The organism is Mesorhizobium japonicum MAFF 303099 (assembly GCF_000009625.1).
Lineage (GTDB): Bacteria > Pseudomonadota > Alphaproteobacteria > Rhizobiales > Rhizobiaceae > Mesorhizobium > Mesorhizobium japonicum.
The window spans coordinates 6,168,873-6,188,041 of sequence record NC_002678.2 but is presented as its reverse complement, the minus strand read 5'-3'; the positions used below and the strand labels follow the sequence as shown (position 1 = coordinate 6,188,041).

The window sequence follows — 19,169 nt, the reverse complement described above, 5'->3', positions numbered from 1 at the left end:
TCCGTTGGCCAAAACCGCCGGCGGGCCGGCGGTTTCGTATTCGGGCGGGAGCCGCCTTACTTGATCTTCGGCAACTGCTCCCACTGGTGGAACGGCGGCGGCGAAGGCAGCTGCCATTCGAGCGTGGTGGCGCCCTCGCCCCATGGGTTGGCACCGGCGATGCGCTTCTTCTGGAAGGCTTCGAACACGCCGTAGAGGAAGATCGCCACGCCGACGGCCGAGATATAGGAGCCGATCGACGACACGTAGTTCCAGCCGGCAAACGCGTCCGGATAGTCGATGGTGCGGCGCGGCATGCCGGCGAGGCCAAGGAAATGCTGCGGGAAGAAGATCAGGTTGACGCCGACAAAGGTGACCCAGAAGTGGGTGTTGGCGATGACGGGCGAATACATGTAGCCGGTCATCTTGGGGAACCAGTAGTACCAGCCGGCGAAGATGGCGAACACCGCGCCCAGCGACAGCACGTAGTGGAAGTGGGCGATGACGAAATAGGTGTCATGCAGCGAGCGGTCGAGGCCGGCATTGGCCAGCTGAACGCCGGTGACGCCACCGATGGTGAACAGGAAGATGAAGCCCAGCGCCCACAGCATCGGCGTCTTGAACGAGATCGACCCGCCCCACATCGTCGCGATCCAGGAGAAGATCTTCACCCCCGTCGGCACCGCGATGACCATGGTGGCGAAGACGAAGTAGCGCTGCGTGTCGAGCGACAGGCCGGTCGTATACATGTGGTGCGCCCAGACGATGAAGCCGACGGCGCCGATCGCGACCATGGCGTAGGCCATGCCGAGATAACCGAACACCGGCTTCTTCGAGAAGGTCGAGACGATGTGGCTGATGATGCCGAAGCCCGGCAGGATCAGGATGTACACTTCCGGATGACCGAAGAACCAGAACAGGTGCTGGAACAGCAGCGGATCGCCGCCGCCATCGGGGGCGAAGAAGGTGGTGCCGAAATTGCGGTCGGTGAGCAGCATGGTGATGCCGCCGGCCAGGACCGGCAGGGACAGCAGCAACAGGAAGGCGGTGACCAGCACCGACCAGGCGAACAGCGGCATCTTGTGCAGCGTCATGCCCGGAGCGCGCATGTTGAAGATGGTGGTGATGAAGTTGATGGCGCCGAGGATCGACGAGGCACCGGCAATGTGGATCGACAGGATCGCCAGATCCATGGCCGGTCCGGGCTGACCCGAGGTCGACAGCGGCGGATAGAGCGTCCAGCCGCCGCCGACGCCGAAGGCGCCCGGCGCACTCGGCACGAACATCGAGGTGAGCAGCAGGATGAAGGCCGGCGGCAGCAGCCAGAAGGAGATGTTGTTCATGCGCGGGAACGCCATGTCGGGCGCGCCGATCATGATCGGCACCATCCAGTTGGCGAAGCCGCCGATCAACGCCGGCATGACCATGAAGAAGATCATGATCAGCGCATGCGCGGTGGCGAAGGCATTGTACATGCTCTTGCCGCCATCAATCGCGGCGTCACCGTTCATGCCGTAGACCATCTGCGCCAGACCGCTGAAGATCTGGATGCCAGGCTCCTGCAACTCCATGCGGATGGCGACCGACAGCGCGCCGCCGATGATGCCGGCCATGATCGCGAAGATCAGGTAGAGCGTGCCGATGTCCTTGTGGTTGGTCGAATAGACCCAGCGCACCCAGCCATGATAAGGCTTGTGGTCGTGGCCGTCGTGAGCTGCAGCGTCTGCCATGTTCCGCTCCGTTCCCTAAATCTTGCTAACCCGCGGCATCAATTGCCGGCGGCCGCTACCTTGTTCTGGCCATCGACCTCGGCCATCAGCGTCTTGTTGGCGCCGGGCAGATCGGTCTTGGCCGCAGCCAGCCAGGTCTTGAACTGCGCGTCGGAGACGACACGGATGGCGATCGGCATGAAGGCGTGGTCCTTGCCGCAAAGCTGCGAGCACTGACCATAATAGAGGCCTTCCTTCTCCGCCTTGAACCAGGTCTCGTTGGTGCGCCCCGGAATGGCGTCGATCTTGATGCCGAAGGACGGCATGGCGAAGGAGTGGATCACGTCGGTCGCGGTGACGAGCACGCGCGTCATCGTGTTGACCGGCACCACCAGCTCGTTGTCGACGGCGAGCAGGCGCGGATAGACCTTGCGGTCTTCCTTGCCGGCCTTGGCGCGATCGCCATCCTGAAGGATGGCCGAATTGAAGGAGAGCGTGTTGTCGGTCTGGTATTCGTAGTCCCAGTTCCATTGGTTGCCGGTCGCCTTGACGGTCAGCTTGGCTTCTTCCGGCGGAGTGTACTGCGCAGTCAGGAGCTGGAACGAGGGGATGGCGAGGCAGAGCAGGATCACGACCGGGCCGACGGTCCAGATCACCTCGATCAGCGTGTTGTGGCTGGTCTTGGAGGGAACCGGGTTTGCGCTCGCGCGGAACCTGACGATGCAGTAGGCGAGGAGAAGCAGCACCAGAATGGTGATCGGGACGATGAACCACATCGTGTAGTTCCCGAACCATTCGATCTGCCGCATCATGTCGGTCGCCGGCGCCTGGAAAGTCGTCTCCCACGCCACGGGCTGGTCTGCATGGGCGGACGTGCCCGCGAAAAGCGCGGTGGCAGCCCCAGCACTGGCTAGAAACTTGGCGTCTGCTAGGAAATTTCTCATCGCCCTCTTCGTCTCCCAGTTCCTCGCGGCCGTGCCAACGAGAATAACGAACAATGCCGGGACGGGAATCCCGACAGTCTCAAGCTGGTTCAAACCATACTCTTTTTCCCTCCGCAAGAAAGGAGCGGAGGAAACTGTGCGGCATTTTTGCGCGCAAGCTGAGATGGCTCTTCCGGGGCAGCGGCGATGGCGGCGAATCGCGTATGTTCGGCAGGCCGCCCGCCTCATGTTGGCATGGTGCGCGATGCGTCGTAATTCAGGCGAATTTGGCAGGGAAAAGCGCTGTATTGCCTGTTTCGGGACAGTTCGGCAGCGGTCTCGTCCTTTACTTGGCATTGGCGCGGCTTAAAGTGCCGTGATTCGCAATGGAGCCGTCATGAACTCTTGGCTTTCGAGACTGGGGCATACGAGACCGGGGCTTTCGAGCACCTTGGTCAAGGCCATGTTTCTTGCCGCCTTGTCCGCGGCTGGTCTGTTCGTCGCCGGTCAGGCCAATGCCGCCCAGCCGAGCGGCACGGTGCGCTCGACGCATGGCGCCTGGTCGATCATCTGCGACACGCCGGCCGGCGCCACCTCTGAACAATGCGTGATGATGCAGAATGTCGTCGCCGAGGACCGTCCGGAGATGGGACTGTCGGTGGTCGTGCTGCGCACCGCCGACAACAAGGCCGAGATCCTGCGCGTGCTGGCGCCGCTCGGCGTGCTTTTGCCGAACGGGCTCGGCCTCAATGTCGACGGCAAGGACATCGGCCGCGCCTATTTCGTGCGCTGCTTCCAGGACGGCTGTTATGCCGAGGTCATCCTCGAAAAGCCGCTGCTCGACACGTTGAAGACCGGTACGTCGGCGACGTTCATCGTCTTCCAGACGCCTGAAGAAGGCATCGGCATCCCTGTCGACCTCAAGGGTTTCGCCGACGGCTTCGCCGCCCTTCCCTGATCCGGGAGCTTGGCGCAGAACCAGGTTCTGACGCAGCTCTCCTGAATGCCGCATCTGAATGCCGCATCGGCTGGCCGTCGTCATTCGCCGACGCCGATCGTCATTGCCGATTGTGCGGGCGCGGCTTCGCGCCTACATCGGGGGAAAGCAATCTTCCCACGGACGGACGCGCCATGAACAGCCTGATCGGCCAATTCGATATTTCCGACGATCGCATCAAGCAGATCGTTGCCGACACCATCAACGGCGCCGATGACGGCGAACTGTTTCTCGAATACAGCGAGAGCGAGGCGCTGATGTTCGACAATGGCCGGCTGAAGACCGCCAATTTCAACACCGACCAGGGTTTTGGCCTGCGTGCGGTCGCGGGTGAAGCCAGCGGCTACGCCCATTCGAGCGACCTCTCCGAAGCCTCGCTGCTGCGCGCGGCCGCGGCGGTCTCGACCGTCAAGGGCGGCTATTCCGGTACGCTTGCCGCCGCGCCTGCCCGCACCAACCGCCATCTCTACGGCGACGAGAACCCGATCCCCTCGCCCTCCTTCGAGGCCAAGGCGAAGTTGCTGCAGGAAATCGACGCCTGGCTGCGTGCCGAGGATCCGCGCGTGCGCCAGGTGACGGCCTCGCTCGCCGCGTCCTGGCAGCATGTCGAGATCGTGCGCGCCGACGGCCAGGTGGTACGCGATATCAGGCCGCTGGTCCGCATCAACGTCTCGGTCGTGGTCGGCGACGGCGACCGCCAGGAAAGCGGCTCCTACGGCATGGGCGGACGCAAGGCGTTCGGCGACTTCCTGATCGAGGACAGCTGGAAGCATGCCGCCAGGGAAGCGCTGCGGCAAGCGCTGGTCAATCTCGAGGCCATCCCAGCTCCGGCCGGCACATTCGACATCGTGCTGTCCAGCGGCTGGCCGGGCGTGATGCTGCACGAAGCCGTCGGGCACGGGCTGGAAGGCGATTTCAACCGCAAGAAGACCTCGGCCTTCGCCGGCCTGCTGGGCCAGCAGGTCGCCGCCAAGGGCGTCACCGTCGTCGACGACGGCACCATTCCGGAGCGGCGCGGCTCGCTCACCGTCGACGATGAAGGCACGCCATCGGCCCGCAACGTGCTGATAGAGGACGGCAAGTTGGTCGGCTACATGCAGGACCGGCAGAACGCCCGGCTGATGGGCATGAAGGCCACCGGCAACGGAAGGCGCGAAGGCTATGCGCATCAGCCGATGCCGCGCATGACCAACACCTACATGACGTCGGGCGACATGGAGCCGGACGAGATCATCGCCTCGGTCAAGAACGGCATCTACGCCGTCTCCTTCGGCGGCGGCCAGGTCGACATCACGTCGGGCAAATTCGTATTCGGCTGCACCGAGGCCTACATGATCGAGAACGGCAAGGTGACGCAGCCGATCAAGGGCGCGATGCTGATCGGCAACGGGCCTGACGCCATGCACCGCGTCTCGATGGTCGGCAACGACATGAAACTCGACAATGGCATCGGCATGTGCGGCAAGGCCGGACAGGGCGTGCCGGTCGGCGTCGGCCAGCCGCATCTGAGGATGAACCAAATGACGGTGGGCGGCACCAGGGTTTGATGGGAATGCATCGAGATAAACTCTGATGGCCGACTCCGAAAAGCTCACCACCACCGTCTCAACCAAGGGGCAAGTGATCCTGCCGAGCGCCATCCGCAAACGCAGGGAATGGGGCGCCGGTACCCGCCTGGTGGTCGAAGACACGCCTGAAGGCGTTCTCTTGAAGCCGGCACCTACCTTCGCCGCAACCCGGCCTCAGGACGTCTTTGGTTCCCTGCCCCACAGCGGCAGGCCGAAGACGCTTGAGGAGATGGATGCGGGCGTTCTCGCCGAGACACGGCGGCGGCAAGCCCGCGATTGATGCCAATGTCGTCTTTCGGTCCCTGGCAAGCGACGGGGGCTTGGGACGTGCAAGAAGTGTGCGATGACGGCCTAGCGCACTGCCTTGTGCCGGCGCGACGGCGCGTTCGCAGGCCGCGAACACGAACATGTTAACGCCTTCTTAAATGTTTAATTGATGCCGCGCCGTCGCCACATTACCTTTGACCGGTGCTCTCGTGCGGTGGTGTTGCCAGTGCTGCGTTCCCTCGGCGTCCTGACTTCCTCTTTCCTGCTGGGTTGTGTTTCGCTGATCGGCGCAACCTCGCTGGATGTCAGCCCGGCGTCAGCGCAATCCACCCTGCCCAAGCAGTCGACATTGTTCGGGAAGACGCAGCCATCCACGGCTGGGTCACTCAGCGTCGCGGTTGGCGGCCCCACCAGCGTCCCCTACGGCTGGGTGGATTTCTGCCATCGCCGGCCAAAAGAGTGCAGGGTCCCTGCGCTGCCGGCCACGAATGTCAAGCTGACGGCGCAGAACTTGCGCACTCTGAAGCGGATAAATCAGAAGGCGAACAGTTCCATCAAGCCCGTCAGCAATTTCGACCACTGGGGCACGATGGCCGACCATTGGGATTACCCGGTTGACGGCAAGGGCGACTGCAAGATCTACGCACTCTACAAGCGCAAGCTTCTTCAGGAGGCTGGATTTCCCCGGCAGGCGCTGCTGATGACAGTGGTGCACGACCTCGACAATGAAGGCCACACCATCCTGACGGTGAAAACCGACAAGGGCGATCTGGTCCTCGACAATCTGGTCGACGAAATCAGGCCGTGGAACGCGACCGGCTACTACTTCGTGAAACGCCAGTCGCAGCAGAACCCGAATATCTGGGTGTCGATCAACCGGCGGGGCGGTACGCCGCAAACCCTCACGAACGTTGCCAAGCTCGTAGACTGAGCAACCTTTCACCGCAGCGGTCCAGGCGCCAGACCCAGCTCAAGACGAAAACCCGATTCATATTTTGGGGAACTGCCGCCAGCCTCCTCGCCAGGGCAGGCGGGCGACAGCCGAAATCAGCTGTTGATCAGGTGGCTTTGCCACCGTTCTTCTTGCAGTCGGCCCGGAACTTCTCGCGCGCCTTGCCGTGGAGCTTCTTGGCGTCCGCAAGTGCGGAACATTGCTTGGAAATCGCGGTCTTCTGCGGCGTCATGGCAGACGCCGCTGGCTTCTTCGCCGGGGCGGCCGTTGTGGCGGCGGCCGGGGCAGTCGTGGTCGTCGCTGCGGCGACTCCCGTCGCAATGAACCCGGCCAGGGCGATGGACGTCAGAAGGCTTGCAATTGTGCTCACTCCGTTGAAGCCCCCCGGCGCTGACTGGGTATCAGCGAGCCGAGGCACTGCGCAATCTTGGCCGTGGCCAACCACGCAGTTGTGATCTGATCGCGGATAGCCGCCGCGGCTCAGCCATGTTTGTCGCCGGCCGACACGGCCGGGTCACCTCACACAAGGCGACTCGCGACGGGTTTCAAGCCTTTGTCTCATGCGTGTCCCGACCCAAGCCGGACCACCTCTGGGCGACATGCGCTATTTCTTGCAAGCAGGCTCATTGGTGTGCCCGCAAGACGGCTTCTTGACGGCCGGCGGCTGCGGCGGCCTTGGCTGTGCCTGCCGCTGCACCGGCTGGTTCGGCTGGGCGTGGAACTCCGGCCTCCGCGGCTTGGGCTGACCCTGCACCCTCAGCTGCGGGTTGCCGTTGTTGACCTTGAATTTCTGCTGGACATTGCCACCACCGTTTCCGCTGGCAGGCAATCTGTGGAATTTCGGCCCGTTGCCATTGCCCTGGGCCTCATTGCCTCGCCCATTGGCCTGGGCGTTCGCCTGGCCGCCGCCCTGATTGTGAAGCTTCTTGAACTTGCCGTTGGGCGGGTTCTGGCCTGAATTCTGGCCATTCAGCGCCGATGGGTTGTTCACCCCATTCGCCGCGGGCGTGCCATTGGCGCCCGGGATCTTGCGCAACTTGGCATCTTTGCCGGTCTTGCCGGTGCCATTCCAGCCTTGCCCATTGCCCTGGCCATTGGCCCCGCCTTGCCCATTCACCACCGGGTTGCCGGTCACGGCGTTTCCACCTGCCGTGGCCTGATTGTTCAGGAGCTTCCTGGACTTGTTCTTCGGCAGGTTCGGGTTGTTGGGCAGGTTCTGTCCATTGAGCACCGGCTTGCCATTGACCAGCGGCAGCGTGTTACCGTCGGCGCCAGGCAAGGCATGACCCGTCAGCTCGTTGGCAGGCAATGTCTTCGACGGGGGCGTGACACCGCCCGGCTGCTGGCCACCCTGCCCCGGCTTCAGCGGGAGGCCACCCGGATTCTGCTTGGACAGCACGGCTTCCTTTTTCTGCAGGAAGGCCGGCAACGCCACCTTTGTTGCCAGCGCGGCCGCACCCAGGCCCACCGCGCCAGCAGTGAGTTTCTGGCCGGTGGTGAGGCCACCGCCCCGGTTGTTGTTCTCATTGATCGTCGTGTTGTTGACGATCGTGGTGTTGTGGATGTTGTTGAAGATGACGTCGTTCGGCGGCGGGGAGATATCACGCGGCGGATTCACCCAGGCAGGCACCGGCACGAAAACAGGCGTCGGCAGCAGGAAGATTCCGGCCGGCGGCGGCGGTGGCGCCAGTTCGATGAAGTCGCGCGGCCGCGGCGGCAGGAAGATGACCGCCACGGGCGGCGGTGGCGCGAAGTCGAACTCCGGGTCGTCGAAATAGAGCACGGGCCGGTCGACATAGACGATCTCATCGGGCGATGGCGGCGGCACGTCGTAGGCGTAGACGGCAAAACCCTGCGGCGGTTCAAGCGCGGCATCGAAATGCTCGAGCCTGCGGCGAGCATCCCAGGCGTGCGGGCCATGCGGATAGCGATCGAGATAGGACCAGTAGGCTTCGGGCGTGTCCCTCAGCCAGGTCTGGCGCCAGGTGATCGCCTCGCGCCGCGCCGCCAGGATCGCGCGCGCGCGCCTGGCCATGGGGTCGTGGGGATAGGCGACCAGAAAGTCCTCGTAGCCGCGCATCGTGTCGCGATCGAGAGCCGCGATATAGGCATCATGCGCATCGAAGTCGCGGATATCCCTGGTCCGGATGGTGCCGACCTCGGCTGACGACACCTGCGGCGGCGGGGCGTCCGGCCCGCGGTCGAAGAAGAGGAAAGGCAGCGTGATCTTGGAGGCGTTCCAGGGCAATTCCGCGCCCTGCGTCACCTCGTTGACGCGCAGGCGCGTGCGGTCGAAGACGTCGCCCAGTTGCAGGCCGCCTTCCCTGATCATCTCGGCAAGCGCCTGCGCATAGGCGCCGTACGGGCCCTTGCCTTCCGGCGCGACAGTGCCTGGGGCAGTGTTGAAGGCGATCAGCATGTTCGGATCGGGATCGACCAGCGCAAGGCCGCCGGCCAGCGGCTGGTTCGACTTCGCGAAGGAGTTTGGCCGCGCCGCGTCGAGCACGACGATATTGACCTTGGTCGGCAGCGCTGCAAGCGGCTTGGTGAGGTCGGAGATCCGCACCGCGGCCATCGGCACGTCAGCGGCGTTGGCGATCTGAGCATCGACGGGTGCGAAATAGTTCTCGCCCTCGAACTGCAAGCCCTGGCCGGCCAGATAGACAAACACAACGGCGTTGGGACCGGCTGCCGTCGCCTTGGCGAGGAAATCCCGATAGGCGCCACGCAGCGATTCCTGGTCGACGTCGCGCGCGCCGACCACGTCGAACCCCGCCGCCTGCAATGTCTGGGCGATCAGGCCGGCGTCGTTGGCCGGCGTCGCCAGCGAGCCCGAGGGATAGGCGGCGTTGCCGATGACGAAGGCAAGGCGCTTTTGGCTTTGCGCCAGCGCCAGGGCTGTCGACCCGAACGCGAAAATGGCGAGGGCAAGGAAGAAAGCGAGGAGTTTCGAGACCGTCCGCATTACGATCATCCGTCAGGTAAGAGTGCCGATGCTTCCGCCCGGCCGGACTAGGCTGGTACAAGAAGGCGGCTTTGCGGCGTCAATCCGGCCGGTTTGGGCCGGGAGAGGCCGAAGTGCCCGGCCTCAACGAAACGTGATCACGGCCGGTCTCAGCCGCGCCTTCTCCTGGGCTTATCCAGCAGGGCGACCGCCTCGACATGGGACGACCACAGGAACTGGTCGATCGGCGTCACGCTCTTCACTTGATAGCCGCCGTCGATGAGGATGCGCAGGTCGCGAGCGAGCGTCACCGGATTGCAGGACACCGCGGCAACGAAGGGAACATCCGAGCGGGCGATCTGCTTCGACTGGTCCTCGGCACCCGCGCGCGGCGGATCGAAGACAAGGCCGTCGAAGGTGTTCAACTCCTTGAACGTTAGGGGCCGGCGGAACAGGTCGCGGCGCTCGCCCGTCACCCGCTTCAGGCCGGTCGCGAATCGTGCCCCCCGATCAAGCGCCGAGAGAGCCGCCGCATCGCCCTCCACCGCATGGACTTCCGACTTCGCGGCCAACCGCAAGGCAAAGCTGCCGCAACCGGCGAAAAGATCGGCGACCTTCTTGGCGCGTTTCAGATGTGTGCCGACGATCTCGGCCATGGCCTGCTCGGCTGCCTCGGTCGCCTGCAGGAAGGCGCCGGGCGGCACGGCGACAGCAACGCTGCCGAACATGACCACGGGCTTCCTCGGTTCGATGATGATCTCGTCATCGATGGACAGCCTGGCAAAGCCTTGCGCCAGGACAAAATTGGAGGCGATGCGGCGCTGGTGTTCGCCGAGCTTGCCGGACTCGTACACCGCGACATCGAGGCCCGAACCCGTCACGGTGACCGCCATCCGGAACGATTTGGTGGTGGCGCAAATCAAATCGGCGAGCGCCCTCAACCGGTCGAGCGCCGCGACGATCTCGGGCAGCGAGATCGGGCATTCCGATATGGAAATGATTTCCGGCGACAGATGACGGTTGAAGCCGAGCAGCATGCCCGTCTCGCTGCGCCGGGCGGCAAGCACGACACGGCGGCGCGTGTGCGGCGCGCAGGCGACCAGTTCGTCGATGCTGCAATCGATGCCCTTCAGGGCGTGCACCACCTTGTCGCGTTTCCACTGGCGATAGGCTTCGGCCTCGAAATGCTGGAGGGCGCAGCCGCCGCATTCGGTGAAATGGCGGCAGGCGGGCTCGATACGCAGCAGCGAGGCCTCCAGCACTGCCATCAACGCGGCGCGATCCCGTTCGCGCGCTGCGGTGACGCTCTCGCCGGGCAGCGTGAAGGGGATGAACAGGTCACCGCTTTCGGTCTCGGCAATGCCGTCGCCCTGGGCGCCAAGCTTTTTTACGGTGAAGCGCGCGCTCATCGATCCTTGATCCCACCAAGCAGGAATTCGCGATTGCCGTCGCCGCCTTCGATCGGCGACAGATGCAGGCCGAGCGAACGCCAGCCGGGAACTGCATCCAGCCAATCCTGCAGCAGGCCGGCCACGCGGGCGGCATCGAAGGGGTCCTTCAACAGGCCGCCCTTGCCGATCGCTTCGCGACCCGCCTCGAATTGCGGCTTGACCAGAAAGACCGCGGCAGCACCAGGCTTAGCGAGGGCAAGCGCCGGCGGCAGCGCCAGTCTCAGCGAGATGAAGCTGACGTCGGAGACGATGAAATCTGGATTGCGGCCGGCAAGATCCGCGGCGGTGAGATCGCGGGCATTCAACCCTTCGACGACCGTCACGCGCGGGTCCTTGCCGACATCGGGATGCATCTGGCCGTGCCCGACATCGATCGCGATGACATGGGATGCGCCACGCTCCAGCAGCACCTGGGTGAAGCCGCCGGTCGAAGCGCCGATGTCGAGTGCCTCGCGGCCGGCTGGGTCGAGGCTGAAGTGATCGAGCCCGCCGATGAGCTTCAGCGCCGCGCGCGAGACATAGCCCTGCGCCGGATCATCGATGGCAACAAGGCATTGCGGCGAAACGTTCTGACCGGGCTTGCGGGCCATGACCCCGTCAACCGTCACCGTGCCGCGCTCAACCGCGTCGCGGGCACGCGAACGGCTGGCAAACAGGCCGCGCTGGACGAGCAGGTCGTCGAGCCGCTGGCGGGTGCTGGCTGGCAGAGGCGAGTTCATCTGCCTTCATGGCGAAAGCCGGCAGCGAAGGCAAGGACATTGGGACGGAACGAAGAACATCGCCGCACGCAATCGAATGCATCAAGCCGCTCCGCGGCCTACAGGAATCGCTTTGCGTCCGGCACAATGTTAAGGGGGAGAGCCGTTTGCTGTCAGAACTCGGAGGAGAACGAATGCTGACGGGAACCTGCCATTGTGGCGCAACCCACTGGACCCTGGAAGGCGATCCCGGACCGGTGACGGCCTGCAACTGCACGCTCTGCCGTCGCTATGGCGTGCTCTGGGCCTATGACTATGTCGACGAACGCATTCGCGTTTCAGGGCCGATGGGCAGCTACACGCGCGCCGGAAAGAACACGCCGTCACTCGAAATCCTGTTCTGCCCGACCTGCGCCTGCGTGCTCGCCTGGCGTGGTTTGCGCGCCGAGGAATCTGGTCGAACACGCATTGCCGTCAATGTGCGGCTGGCGCCGCCCGAGGCGGTCGCCGATCTGCCGATCGATCATTTAGATGGCCTGGACACATATGACGACCTGCCCCGCGACGGGCGTTGCGTGCGCGATATGTGGTTCTAGAAGATGGTGCGGGACACCTGGCGCTCGACGGCCGGGGACAAACCGTCGTCGCGACCCCCTGATGCCTGCACGGCAGGATGCTCGGTGGCGATGGCGGGCGGCGGAACAGGATCCGGCAGGACCACAAGCTGCGGCACCTGCTTGTAGGAAAAGCCACCGCGAATATCGCCCATCTTGCTGGCAATGATGCCCAGCGCCGCCTTTTCGAGATTGCGGTCATAGCGCGTCTCGGCGGCGGCCGGCGCGACTATAGTGGCCAAGAGGGCCACGCCGCACAGAAGCGTCTTCATTGTTTTTGTCTCCCTGCCTGACGCCGATCTAGCAGGGCGCCGTTGAAAAACGGCCAAGGGACACGGTAAGCAAAACGCCAAACAGCAGTGTTAACAATGCGTTACGAAATCAAGCCGGCAAACTGATTCAAGCGCTAGAGGTTTTGAGTCAGGCGCGCTGGGCGCGGGCCGTATGATCGAGCGCGGTGAAAACGGTGCGCACGATGCCGGCGGCATCGAGCCCGGCATCGGCATACATTTTTTCCGGCTTGGCGTGATCGGTGAACACGTCAGGCAGCACCAGCGGGCGCACCTTCAAGCCGCTTTCCAGCAGTCCTTCATGGGCGAGGAACTGCAGCACATGGCTGGCGAAGCCGCCAATGGCGCCCTCTTCCACCGTCACCAGAACCTCGTGCGAGCGGGCGAGCCGCCGGATCAGATCCTCGTCGAGCGGCTTGGCAAAGCGGGCATCGGCAACGGTGGTGGAAAGCCCCGCCGCGCCGAGTTCCTCAGCAGCGATCAGGCAATCCTGTAAGCGCGTGCCGAAGGACAGCAGCGCCACCTTGCTGCCTTCCCGAACGACGCGGCCCTTGCCGAGTTCGAGAACCTCGCCGCGCTCCGGCATGTCGACGCCGACGCCATTGCCGCGCGGATAGCGGAAGGCGATCGGGCCGTCATCATAGGCTGCCGCCGTGCGCACCATGTGGCGCAACTCCGCTTCGTCGGCGGCCGCCATCACGACAAAGCCCGGCAGGCTTGCCAGGAAAGTTGTGTCGAAAGCACCGCAATGGGTGGCGCCATCGGCACCGACGAAGCCGGCGCGGTCGATCGGGAAACGCACCGGCAGTTTCTGGATGGCGACATCATGGACGACCTGGTCATAGGCGCGCTGCAGGAAGGTCGAATAGATTGCCGCAAACGGCTTGTAGCCTTCGGTCGCGAGACCGGCAGCAAAGGTCACCGCATGCTGTTCGGCAATGCCGACGTCGAAGGTCCGTGACGGGAACACTTCGCCGAACAGATCCAGCCCCGTCCCACTCGGCATGGCGGCGGTGACGGCGACGATCCGGTCGTCCTCGCGGGCTTCTCTAATCAGGCTTTCGGCGAACACCTTGGTGTAGGCCGGTGCGTTGGCCGGCGCCTTGGCCTGCGCGCCGGTGATGACGTCGAATTTGTTGACGCCGTGGTATTTGTCGGCCGCAGCCTCCGCCGGCGCATAGCCCTTGCCCTTCTGGGTGACGACATGGATCAGCACCGGGCCTTCGCCATTGTCGCGGACATTCTTCAGCACCGGGATCAGATGCTCGAGATTGTGGCCGTCGATCGGGCCGATGTGGTAGAAACCGAGCTCCTCGAACAGCGTGCCGCCGGTGACATAGCCGCGCGCATGCTCGACCGCTCTTGTGATCGCACGATCGGCGCGCTTGCCGAGATAGGATGTCAGCTTCTTGCCGAAATCGCGCAGGCCGGCATAGGCCTTGCCCGAGGCGAGGCGCGCCAGATAGGCGCTCATGGCGCCGGTGGGCGGCGCGATCGACATGTCGTTATCGTTGAGGATGACGATGAGCCGGGCATCGAGCGCACCGGCATTGTTCATCGCCTCATAGGCCATGCCGGCCGACATGGCGCCGTCGCCGATGACGGCGATGACATTGTTGCGGCCGCCGGAGAGGTCGCGAGCGGCGGCCATGCCGAGGCCAGCCGATATCGACGTCGAGGAATGGGCGGCGCCGAAGGGATCGTATTCACTCTCGGCGCGGCGGGTGAAGCCGGACAGGCCGCCCTCCTGGCGCAATGTGCGGATGCGGTCGCGGCGGCCGGTCAGGATCTTGTGCGGATAGGCCTGGTGGCCGACATCCCAGATCAGCCGGTCGTCCGGCGTGTTGAAGACGTAGTGCAGCGCCACCGTCAGTTCGACCACGCCGAGGCCGGCGCCGAGATGGCCGCCGGTGCGGGACACCGCGTCGACCAGTTCGAGGCGAAGCTCGGACGCCAGTTGCGGCAGCTCGCTCTCGTCAAGCGCGCGCAGATCCGCCGGGATGCGGACCTTGTCGAGAAGCGGCGTATGCGGCGTTGCGTTCACGGGAGCTCAGGCTTTCTGTTCAACGGCGAGATAGGCCGCCGGCCGGCGAAAGTAAATGCGTGTCGATGACGCGGATCAATCAGGTCCCCTCGCCGACTTCCTCAGCTTTCCGGCAGCGGGATGAACTCTTTCTCATCTCCAGGAACGATATCGAAGCGGCCCGTCTTCCATTCCTGCTTAGCCTGTTCGATGCGCTCCTTGGACGAGGAGACGAAATTCCACCAGATATAGCGCTGCGAGCCGAGCGAGGCGCCACCGAACAGCATGAAGTGCGCACCGGTTTGCGACGATATGATGATCTCATCACCGGGCCGGAACACCAGCAGCCGTTCAGCCGGGAAGACGTCGCCCGAAATCGCAACCTCGCCTTCTAGCGTGTAGATGGCGCGCTCTTCCGCATCGGCGGCAATCTTCACGCTGGCGCCAGGCGCCAGTCTGAGGTCGGCGTAAAGCGTCTCGGTGTCGGCCCGTACCGGGGAGCGCAACCCTTGAAAATCCCCGATGACGATGCGGCCGCGGACGCCTTCGGCATCGATCTCGGGCAACCGCAAGGCAGCGGTGTTCTCGAACACCGGCGCGACTTCCTCCTTGTTGTCAGGCAATGCCAGCCATGTCTGCAGGCCGGAGATCGACATCGGCGCGCCGCGCAATTCCTCCGGCGTGCGCTCGGAGTGCACGATGCCGCGGCCGGCGGTCATCAAATTCACGTCACCGGGCTGGATGACCATTTCGGTGCCGAGTGAATCGCGATGCCGGATCTTGCCGTCGAACAAATAGGTCACCGTCGACAACCCGATATGCGGATGCGGACGGACGTCAAGCGCCTGGCCCGCGCGCAGGATCGCCGGGCCCATGCGGTCGAAGAAGATGAAAGGCCCGACCAGCCGCCTTTTGGCGGTCGGCAGAGCGCGGCGCACCTCGAAGCCGCCAATGTCCTTGGCGTTCGGGATGACCATCAACTCGATCTGGTCGCTGGCAAAGGCGTCGCCGGCTTCAGGGTCTTTCCCGGGAAAGAAGCTCATGAACTCTCCTCGTCAGCGGTCGATGACCGCTCTGGCCGCATCAGGCAAAGCGGATCGCCGCCTTTGCCCGCAGTTTGGCCGCCACCTCTTCGCGATTGCGTGGATGCTGGTTGGTTTCGAGCGAATCGAGAAGCTCTCGCGCCGATGCCGCAATGGCTTCGACGGCGTGGTCAAACGCATGCTGGTTCTGTTTCGACGGCCGTGTCGTTCCGCTCAGCTTGCGGACGAACTGAAGGGCCGCGTCGCGGACTTCGTCATTGGTTGCCGGCGGATCAAAATTGAACAGGGTCTTGATGTTTCTGCACATCGCTTCCGTATCTCCTCTTGTCCTGGAGCCGTTTCAATCGGGACGAGCTTAATCCTCAACCACGATCGTGTCCAAAAACCGGTAAGGCTGTTCCGTGCCTCAATCCGCGTCCAGCGGCTCGGTTCCGACCGGCTTGCCGTCGCGCGACAGCCTGATCTTCTCGACCTTGTCCTCGGCGGCCTTCAGCAGCCGGTCGCAATGCGCCTTCAGCGCCTCGCCGCGCTCGTAGATGCGGATCGACTGGTCGAGCGGCACGTCGCCACGCTCCAGATCATCGACGATCTTCTCCAGCGCGTCGAGTGCCTGTTCGAAGCTCATCGCCTTGACGTCTTCGTTGGTTTCACCAGCCATCATTCATCCTTTCATCAGTCGCCCGACATGAGCGGCGACCGAAAATGCCAGTCCCTGCAGATCGTAGCCGCCCTCGAGCAGGCTGACGAGCCGGTTGCCGCTGTGGCGCGCGGCGCGCTGCATCAGCTGGCCGGTCGCCCAGTCGAAATCGTCCTCGGTCAGGTTGATCTCGGCCAGCGGGTCGCGGTGATGCGCGTCGAACCCGGCCGAGATGATGATCAGGTCGGGCGCGAAATTGTCGAGCGACGGCAGCACCCGCGACAGGAAGGCATCGCGAAACACCTCGCTGCCGGTCTGCGGCGCCAAGGGCGCGTTGACGATGTTGCCGGCGCCGGTCTCGGTCTTCGCGCCCGTGCCCGGATAGAGCGGCATCTGGTGCGTCGAGCAATAGAGCACCGAGGGATCGTCCCAGAAAATATCCTGCGTGCCGTTGCCGTGATGCACATCCCAGTCGACGACGGCGACACGCTCGGCGCCATGCTTGTTCTGCGCATAGCGCGCGGCAATCGCCGCTGTGTTGAAGAAGCAGAAGCCCATGGCCGTCGTCTTCTCGGCATGGTGGCCAGGCGGCCGCGCGGCAACGAAGACATTGTCGGCGCGGCCTGCGAAGACGTCGTCGACGGCCGCGTTGGCGGCGCCGATCGCGGCGATCACCGCCTGCCAGCTCTTCGGGCTGGCGGTGGTGTCGGCATCGATGCGGGCAATGCCCTCTTCGGGAATGGCGGCACGCACACGGGCGACGAAATCGGCGGGGTGCGCGTAGAGGATGGTGGCCTCGTCGCCCTCCGGCGCCTTGACGCGATCGAGCGCGGCAAAGGCCTCGTCGTCGAGCACGCGCTCGATGGCGCGCAAGCGGTCCGGCCGCTCGGGGTGACCGGGCGGTGTGATGTGTTCGAGGAAGATCGGATGCGTGTAGAGACGGGTTGTCATGCTCCCTATCTAGTGCCCCGGCGCCGCGATGGCCATGCATTGCAGCCTGATGACTGGGGAAAATCGCGCCTGCGTCCATTGGCGTCGCTGCGGGGATTGGCGCGGCCGCGGCTTCGGCGTAAGGTCGCCGCCACTGCCTGGTGCCCGCCGCAAGCGGGAGAATCGGGAACACGGTTGAACTCCGTGGCGTGCCCAACGCTGTAAGGGGGACCGCGCCGGTAAATGCCACTGTCGATGACGGGAAGGCACCGGACGCGGGTTGATCCCGAGCCAGAAGACCGGCCTGGCAGGCATCGTCATCCGCATGGTCAGGCGGACGACATTGATTGCAATCGCAAGGGGACGAGCGATGCCGGAACACATGACCGCTCCTGTCGGTGACGGATTTGACCAGATGGCGCGTGACGCGGTCTACCGCGCCATGTTCACCCGGCGCGACGTGCGCAGCCATTTCCTGCCCGACGCGCTCGACGACGCGGTGCTGGCGCGGCTGCTGCTTGCCGCCCACCATGCACCGTCGGTCGGCTTCATGCAGCCATGGAACTTCATCGTCATTCGCAACGCCGCACGACGGGCTGAGGTGCGCGACCTGTTCCTGGCCGCGCGCGAACAGGAATTGCCTGAAATCGATGTGGAAAGACGGGCGCTCTACCGCAAGCTCAAGCTTGAAGGCATCTGCGAAAGCGCCCTCAACATCTGCATCACCTGCGACCGCGAGCGCTCAAAAAACTCGCCGCTGGGACGTTGGCACAATCCGGAGATGGATCTCTACAGCACGGTCTGCGCGGTGCAGAATTTCTGGCTGGCCGCACGCGCCGAAGGCGTCGGCGTCGGCTGGGTCAGCATCATCGAGCCGCAAGCGTTGAAAAGCCTGCTGGCCATTCCCGAGCACGTGACGCCGATCGCCTATCTCTGCGTCGGCCGGGTTTCCGAGTTCGCACCCAAACCGGACCTGGAAACACATGGCTGGGGCCGGCGGCTGCCGCTGCCCGAACTGATCATGAGCGAGACTTTTTGCGGGCAAGGTGAAGCGCCACTCAAGTCGGCGGTGGCGCGCCTCAACACCGTTGCTGCTGCGCAGGCGAATCCCGCCGATCAGTGCGTCGCGCCGGCCGTGCCCCAGCGCGAGCCGCCGAAGGAGGCCAGCGCTTTGTCCTTCAACTCCCGGAACTTCGACGACGCCTCGGCCAGCCTGATATCCCAGGCCGGATCAGGCACTTGGCCGGCGATGGTCTTGAAATAAACCTGCATCAGGCAAGCGATGGCGAAGGGCTCGATGAACGCGGCCTTGAAGGCCCAGGCAAAGACGATGGCGAGCACGAAAGCCCAGCCGGCGAGTTGCCCTGGCATGAGGAAAAGAATAGCGGCGGCCGGGGCCAGCATCAGCAGGAAGATGACGAATGAGACGCCCCACATGATGACCGCCAGCCAGACGGCGTTCTTGACCATGGTCTTGCCGTTCTGCGCGTAGAGCACGACGCCTTGCCGGGCCGTCTCGAACGGCGAGGACGAATTGATGCGGATGTTGTAGCCGAGGATGATCTCGTCGACATAGGTGAGCGACAGGCGGATCACCGTGTTGATGAAGGAGACGAGGCCGCTCAGGCCCGGAATGGGCAGGAAGGCGGCGATGCCGCCGAGCAGGCCGGTGATGGCGCGGATGGCGCCCTTGACCAACTGGTCAACGACGAAAAGGATGTTGGCCTCGGCGAAACGCTCGGTCACGACCTGCCTGGCATAGGCGATCTGGTTCTGGCCGTCGGGAACATCCCGGCCGTCGATCAGATGGACCATGACGGCGATATGGCCCGCCTTGACGACGTAGAGGATGTATTCGCGGATCCAGTAGACGGCGATCGAGACGACGCCAAAGCCGACCACGCCGCCCCATAGGGCAAAGGACATCGGCCCGTCGGGATCGGTGGAGATATGGCCGACGCCATAGCCGACCGACGCACCGGTGCCGGTCGCCACGATATAGGCCAGCGTGATGCCGAAATAGATGATCATGCGAAAGACAATGAAAGGCCAGGTCCGCATCATGATGGACACCGACCTGCCGATATCGAAATCCCACATGCCCGAATCTCCCCTCAGAGATGGCTGGGAAGGATGCGCTCACC

The 19,169-nt window shown here is 64.1% G+C and carries 18 protein-coding genes, 1 pseudogene and 1 riboswitch; of the genes and pseudogenes, 6 read left to right on the top strand and 13 right to left on the bottom strand.

Features of this window, described 5'->3' with window-relative positions; genetic code table 11:
- Positions 1 to 56: 56 nt before the first annotated feature.
- Positions 57 to 1,709: a cytochrome c oxidase subunit I gene (gene ctaD, locus MAFF_RS30530; RefSeq protein WP_010914889.1), complete on the bottom strand. Its 1,653-nt coding sequence runs from the start codon at positions 1,707 to 1,709 to the stop codon at positions 57 to 59.
- 38 nt (positions 1,710 to 1,747) lie between these two features.
- Entirely contained in the window at positions 1,748 to 2,632 is an 885-nt protein-coding gene (coxB, locus tag MAFF_RS30525) for a cytochrome c oxidase subunit II (protein WP_080512127.1), read from the bottom strand.
- Between the two features lie 376 nt (positions 2,633 to 3,008).
- Here coxB and MAFF_RS30520 point away from each other — a divergent pair, with 376 nt between their 5' ends.
- From MAFF_RS30520 to MAFF_RS30505, 4 genes are all read left to right on the top strand, one after another.
- On the top strand, positions 3,009 to 3,569 hold the full coding sequence (locus MAFF_RS30520; RefSeq protein WP_032929369.1) for an invasion associated locus B family protein: 561 nt from the start codon (positions 3,009 to 3,011) through the stop codon (positions 3,567 to 3,569).
- Positions 3,570 to 3,742: 173 nt separating this feature from the next.
- On the top strand, positions 3,743 to 5,155 hold the full coding sequence (gene tldD / locus MAFF_RS30515) for a metalloprotease TldD (protein ID WP_010914886.1): 1,413 nt from the start codon (positions 3,743 to 3,745) through the stop codon (positions 5,153 to 5,155).
- Positions 5,156 to 5,180: 25 nt separating this feature from the next.
- Positions 5,181 to 5,456, top strand: coding sequence for an AbrB/MazE/SpoVT family DNA-binding domain-containing protein (locus tag MAFF_RS30510; protein ID WP_010914885.1), 276 nt, complete (start codon positions 5,181 to 5,183; stop codon positions 5,454 to 5,456).
- Between the two features lie 213 nt (positions 5,457 to 5,669).
- Positions 5,670 to 6,374, top strand: coding sequence for a transglutaminase-like cysteine peptidase (locus MAFF_RS30505; RefSeq protein WP_244420653.1), 705 nt, complete (start codon positions 5,670 to 5,672; stop codon positions 6,372 to 6,374).
- A 127-nt stretch (positions 6,375 to 6,501) separates the two neighbouring features.
- On the opposite strand, the gene MAFF_RS41530 is transcribed toward MAFF_RS30505, so the two are convergent.
- The 4 genes from MAFF_RS41530 to MAFF_RS30485 form a co-directional block, all read right to left on the bottom strand.
- A complete protein-coding gene (locus MAFF_RS41530) occupies positions 6,502 to 6,627 on the bottom strand; it encodes a hypothetical protein (protein WP_425280322.1) in 126 nt (41 codons plus the stop codon).
- Between the two features lie 372 nt (positions 6,628 to 6,999).
- A complete protein-coding gene (locus MAFF_RS30495; RefSeq protein ID WP_010914882.1) occupies positions 7,000 to 9,369 on the bottom strand; it encodes a caspase family protein in 2,370 nt (789 codons plus the stop codon).
- A gap of 140 nt (positions 9,370 to 9,509) precedes the next feature.
- Positions 9,510 to 10,748 (bottom strand): class I SAM-dependent RNA methyltransferase, encoded by a 1,239-nt coding sequence (locus MAFF_RS30490; RefSeq protein WP_010914881.1) that lies wholly within the window; start codon positions 10,746 to 10,748, stop codon positions 9,510 to 9,512.
- A complete protein-coding gene (locus MAFF_RS30485) occupies positions 10,745 to 11,509 on the bottom strand; it encodes a TlyA family RNA methyltransferase (RefSeq protein ID WP_010914880.1) in 765 nt (254 codons plus the stop codon). Before MAFF_RS30485 ends, MAFF_RS30490 begins: the two co-directional genes overlap by 4 nt.
- Positions 11,510 to 11,682: 173 nt before the next feature.
- Between MAFF_RS30485 and MAFF_RS30480 the strand changes: the two genes are divergently transcribed.
- Positions 11,683 to 12,084: a GFA family protein gene (locus tag MAFF_RS30480; protein ID WP_010914879.1), complete on the top strand. Its 402-nt coding sequence runs from the start codon at positions 11,683 to 11,685 to the stop codon at positions 12,082 to 12,084.
- Here MAFF_RS30480 and MAFF_RS30475 read toward each other — a convergent pair.
- The 6 genes from MAFF_RS30475 to MAFF_RS30450 form a co-directional block, all read right to left on the bottom strand.
- Positions 12,081 to 12,374, bottom strand: coding sequence for a hypothetical protein (locus MAFF_RS30475; protein WP_010914878.1), 294 nt, complete (start codon positions 12,372 to 12,374; stop codon positions 12,081 to 12,083). The genes MAFF_RS30480 and MAFF_RS30475 overlap by 4 nt on opposite strands.
- Before the next feature lie 148 nt (positions 12,375 to 12,522).
- Positions 12,523 to 14,436, bottom strand: a complete 1,914-nt coding sequence (dxs, locus tag MAFF_RS30470) for a 1-deoxy-D-xylulose-5-phosphate synthase (protein WP_010914877.1) — start codon at positions 14,434 to 14,436, stop codon at positions 12,523 to 12,525.
- A gap of 101 nt (positions 14,437 to 14,537) precedes the next feature.
- Positions 14,538 to 15,458, bottom strand: a complete 921-nt coding sequence (locus MAFF_RS30465; protein WP_010914876.1) for a pirin family protein — start codon at positions 15,456 to 15,458, stop codon at positions 14,538 to 14,540.
- Between the two features lie 40 nt (positions 15,459 to 15,498).
- Complete coding sequence (locus MAFF_RS30460) at positions 15,499 to 15,765, bottom strand: DUF2277 domain-containing protein (RefSeq protein WP_010914875.1); 267 nt, start codon at positions 15,763 to 15,765, stop codon at positions 15,499 to 15,501.
- A gap of 99 nt (positions 15,766 to 15,864) precedes the next feature.
- Positions 15,865 to 16,116, bottom strand: a complete 252-nt coding sequence (locus tag MAFF_RS30455; protein ID WP_013532792.1) for an exodeoxyribonuclease VII small subunit — start codon at positions 16,114 to 16,116, stop codon at positions 15,865 to 15,867.
- 3 nt (positions 16,117 to 16,119) lie between these two features.
- Positions 16,120 to 17,046 (bottom strand): histone deacetylase family protein, encoded by a 927-nt coding sequence (locus MAFF_RS30450; RefSeq protein WP_010914873.1) that lies wholly within the window; start codon positions 17,044 to 17,046, stop codon positions 16,120 to 16,122.
- A 121-nt stretch (positions 17,047 to 17,167) separates the two neighbouring features.
- A riboswitch (cobalamin riboswitch) is annotated at positions 17,168 to 17,347 on the top strand.
- A 48-nt stretch (positions 17,348 to 17,395) separates the two neighbouring features.
- Here MAFF_RS30450 and bluB point away from each other — a divergent pair.
- A pseudogene (gene bluB, locus MAFF_RS40930) lies at positions 17,396 to 18,055 on the top strand (5,6-dimethylbenzimidazole synthase); the annotation flags it as partial.
- Positions 18,056 to 18,141: 86 nt separating this feature from the next.
- Here the strand turns inward: bluB and MAFF_RS39485 are convergent.
- Positions 18,142 to 19,125: a hypothetical protein gene (locus MAFF_RS39485; RefSeq protein WP_010914871.1), complete on the bottom strand. Its 984-nt coding sequence runs from the start codon at positions 19,123 to 19,125 to the stop codon at positions 18,142 to 18,144.
- Positions 19,126 to 19,169 lie beyond the last annotated feature (44 nt).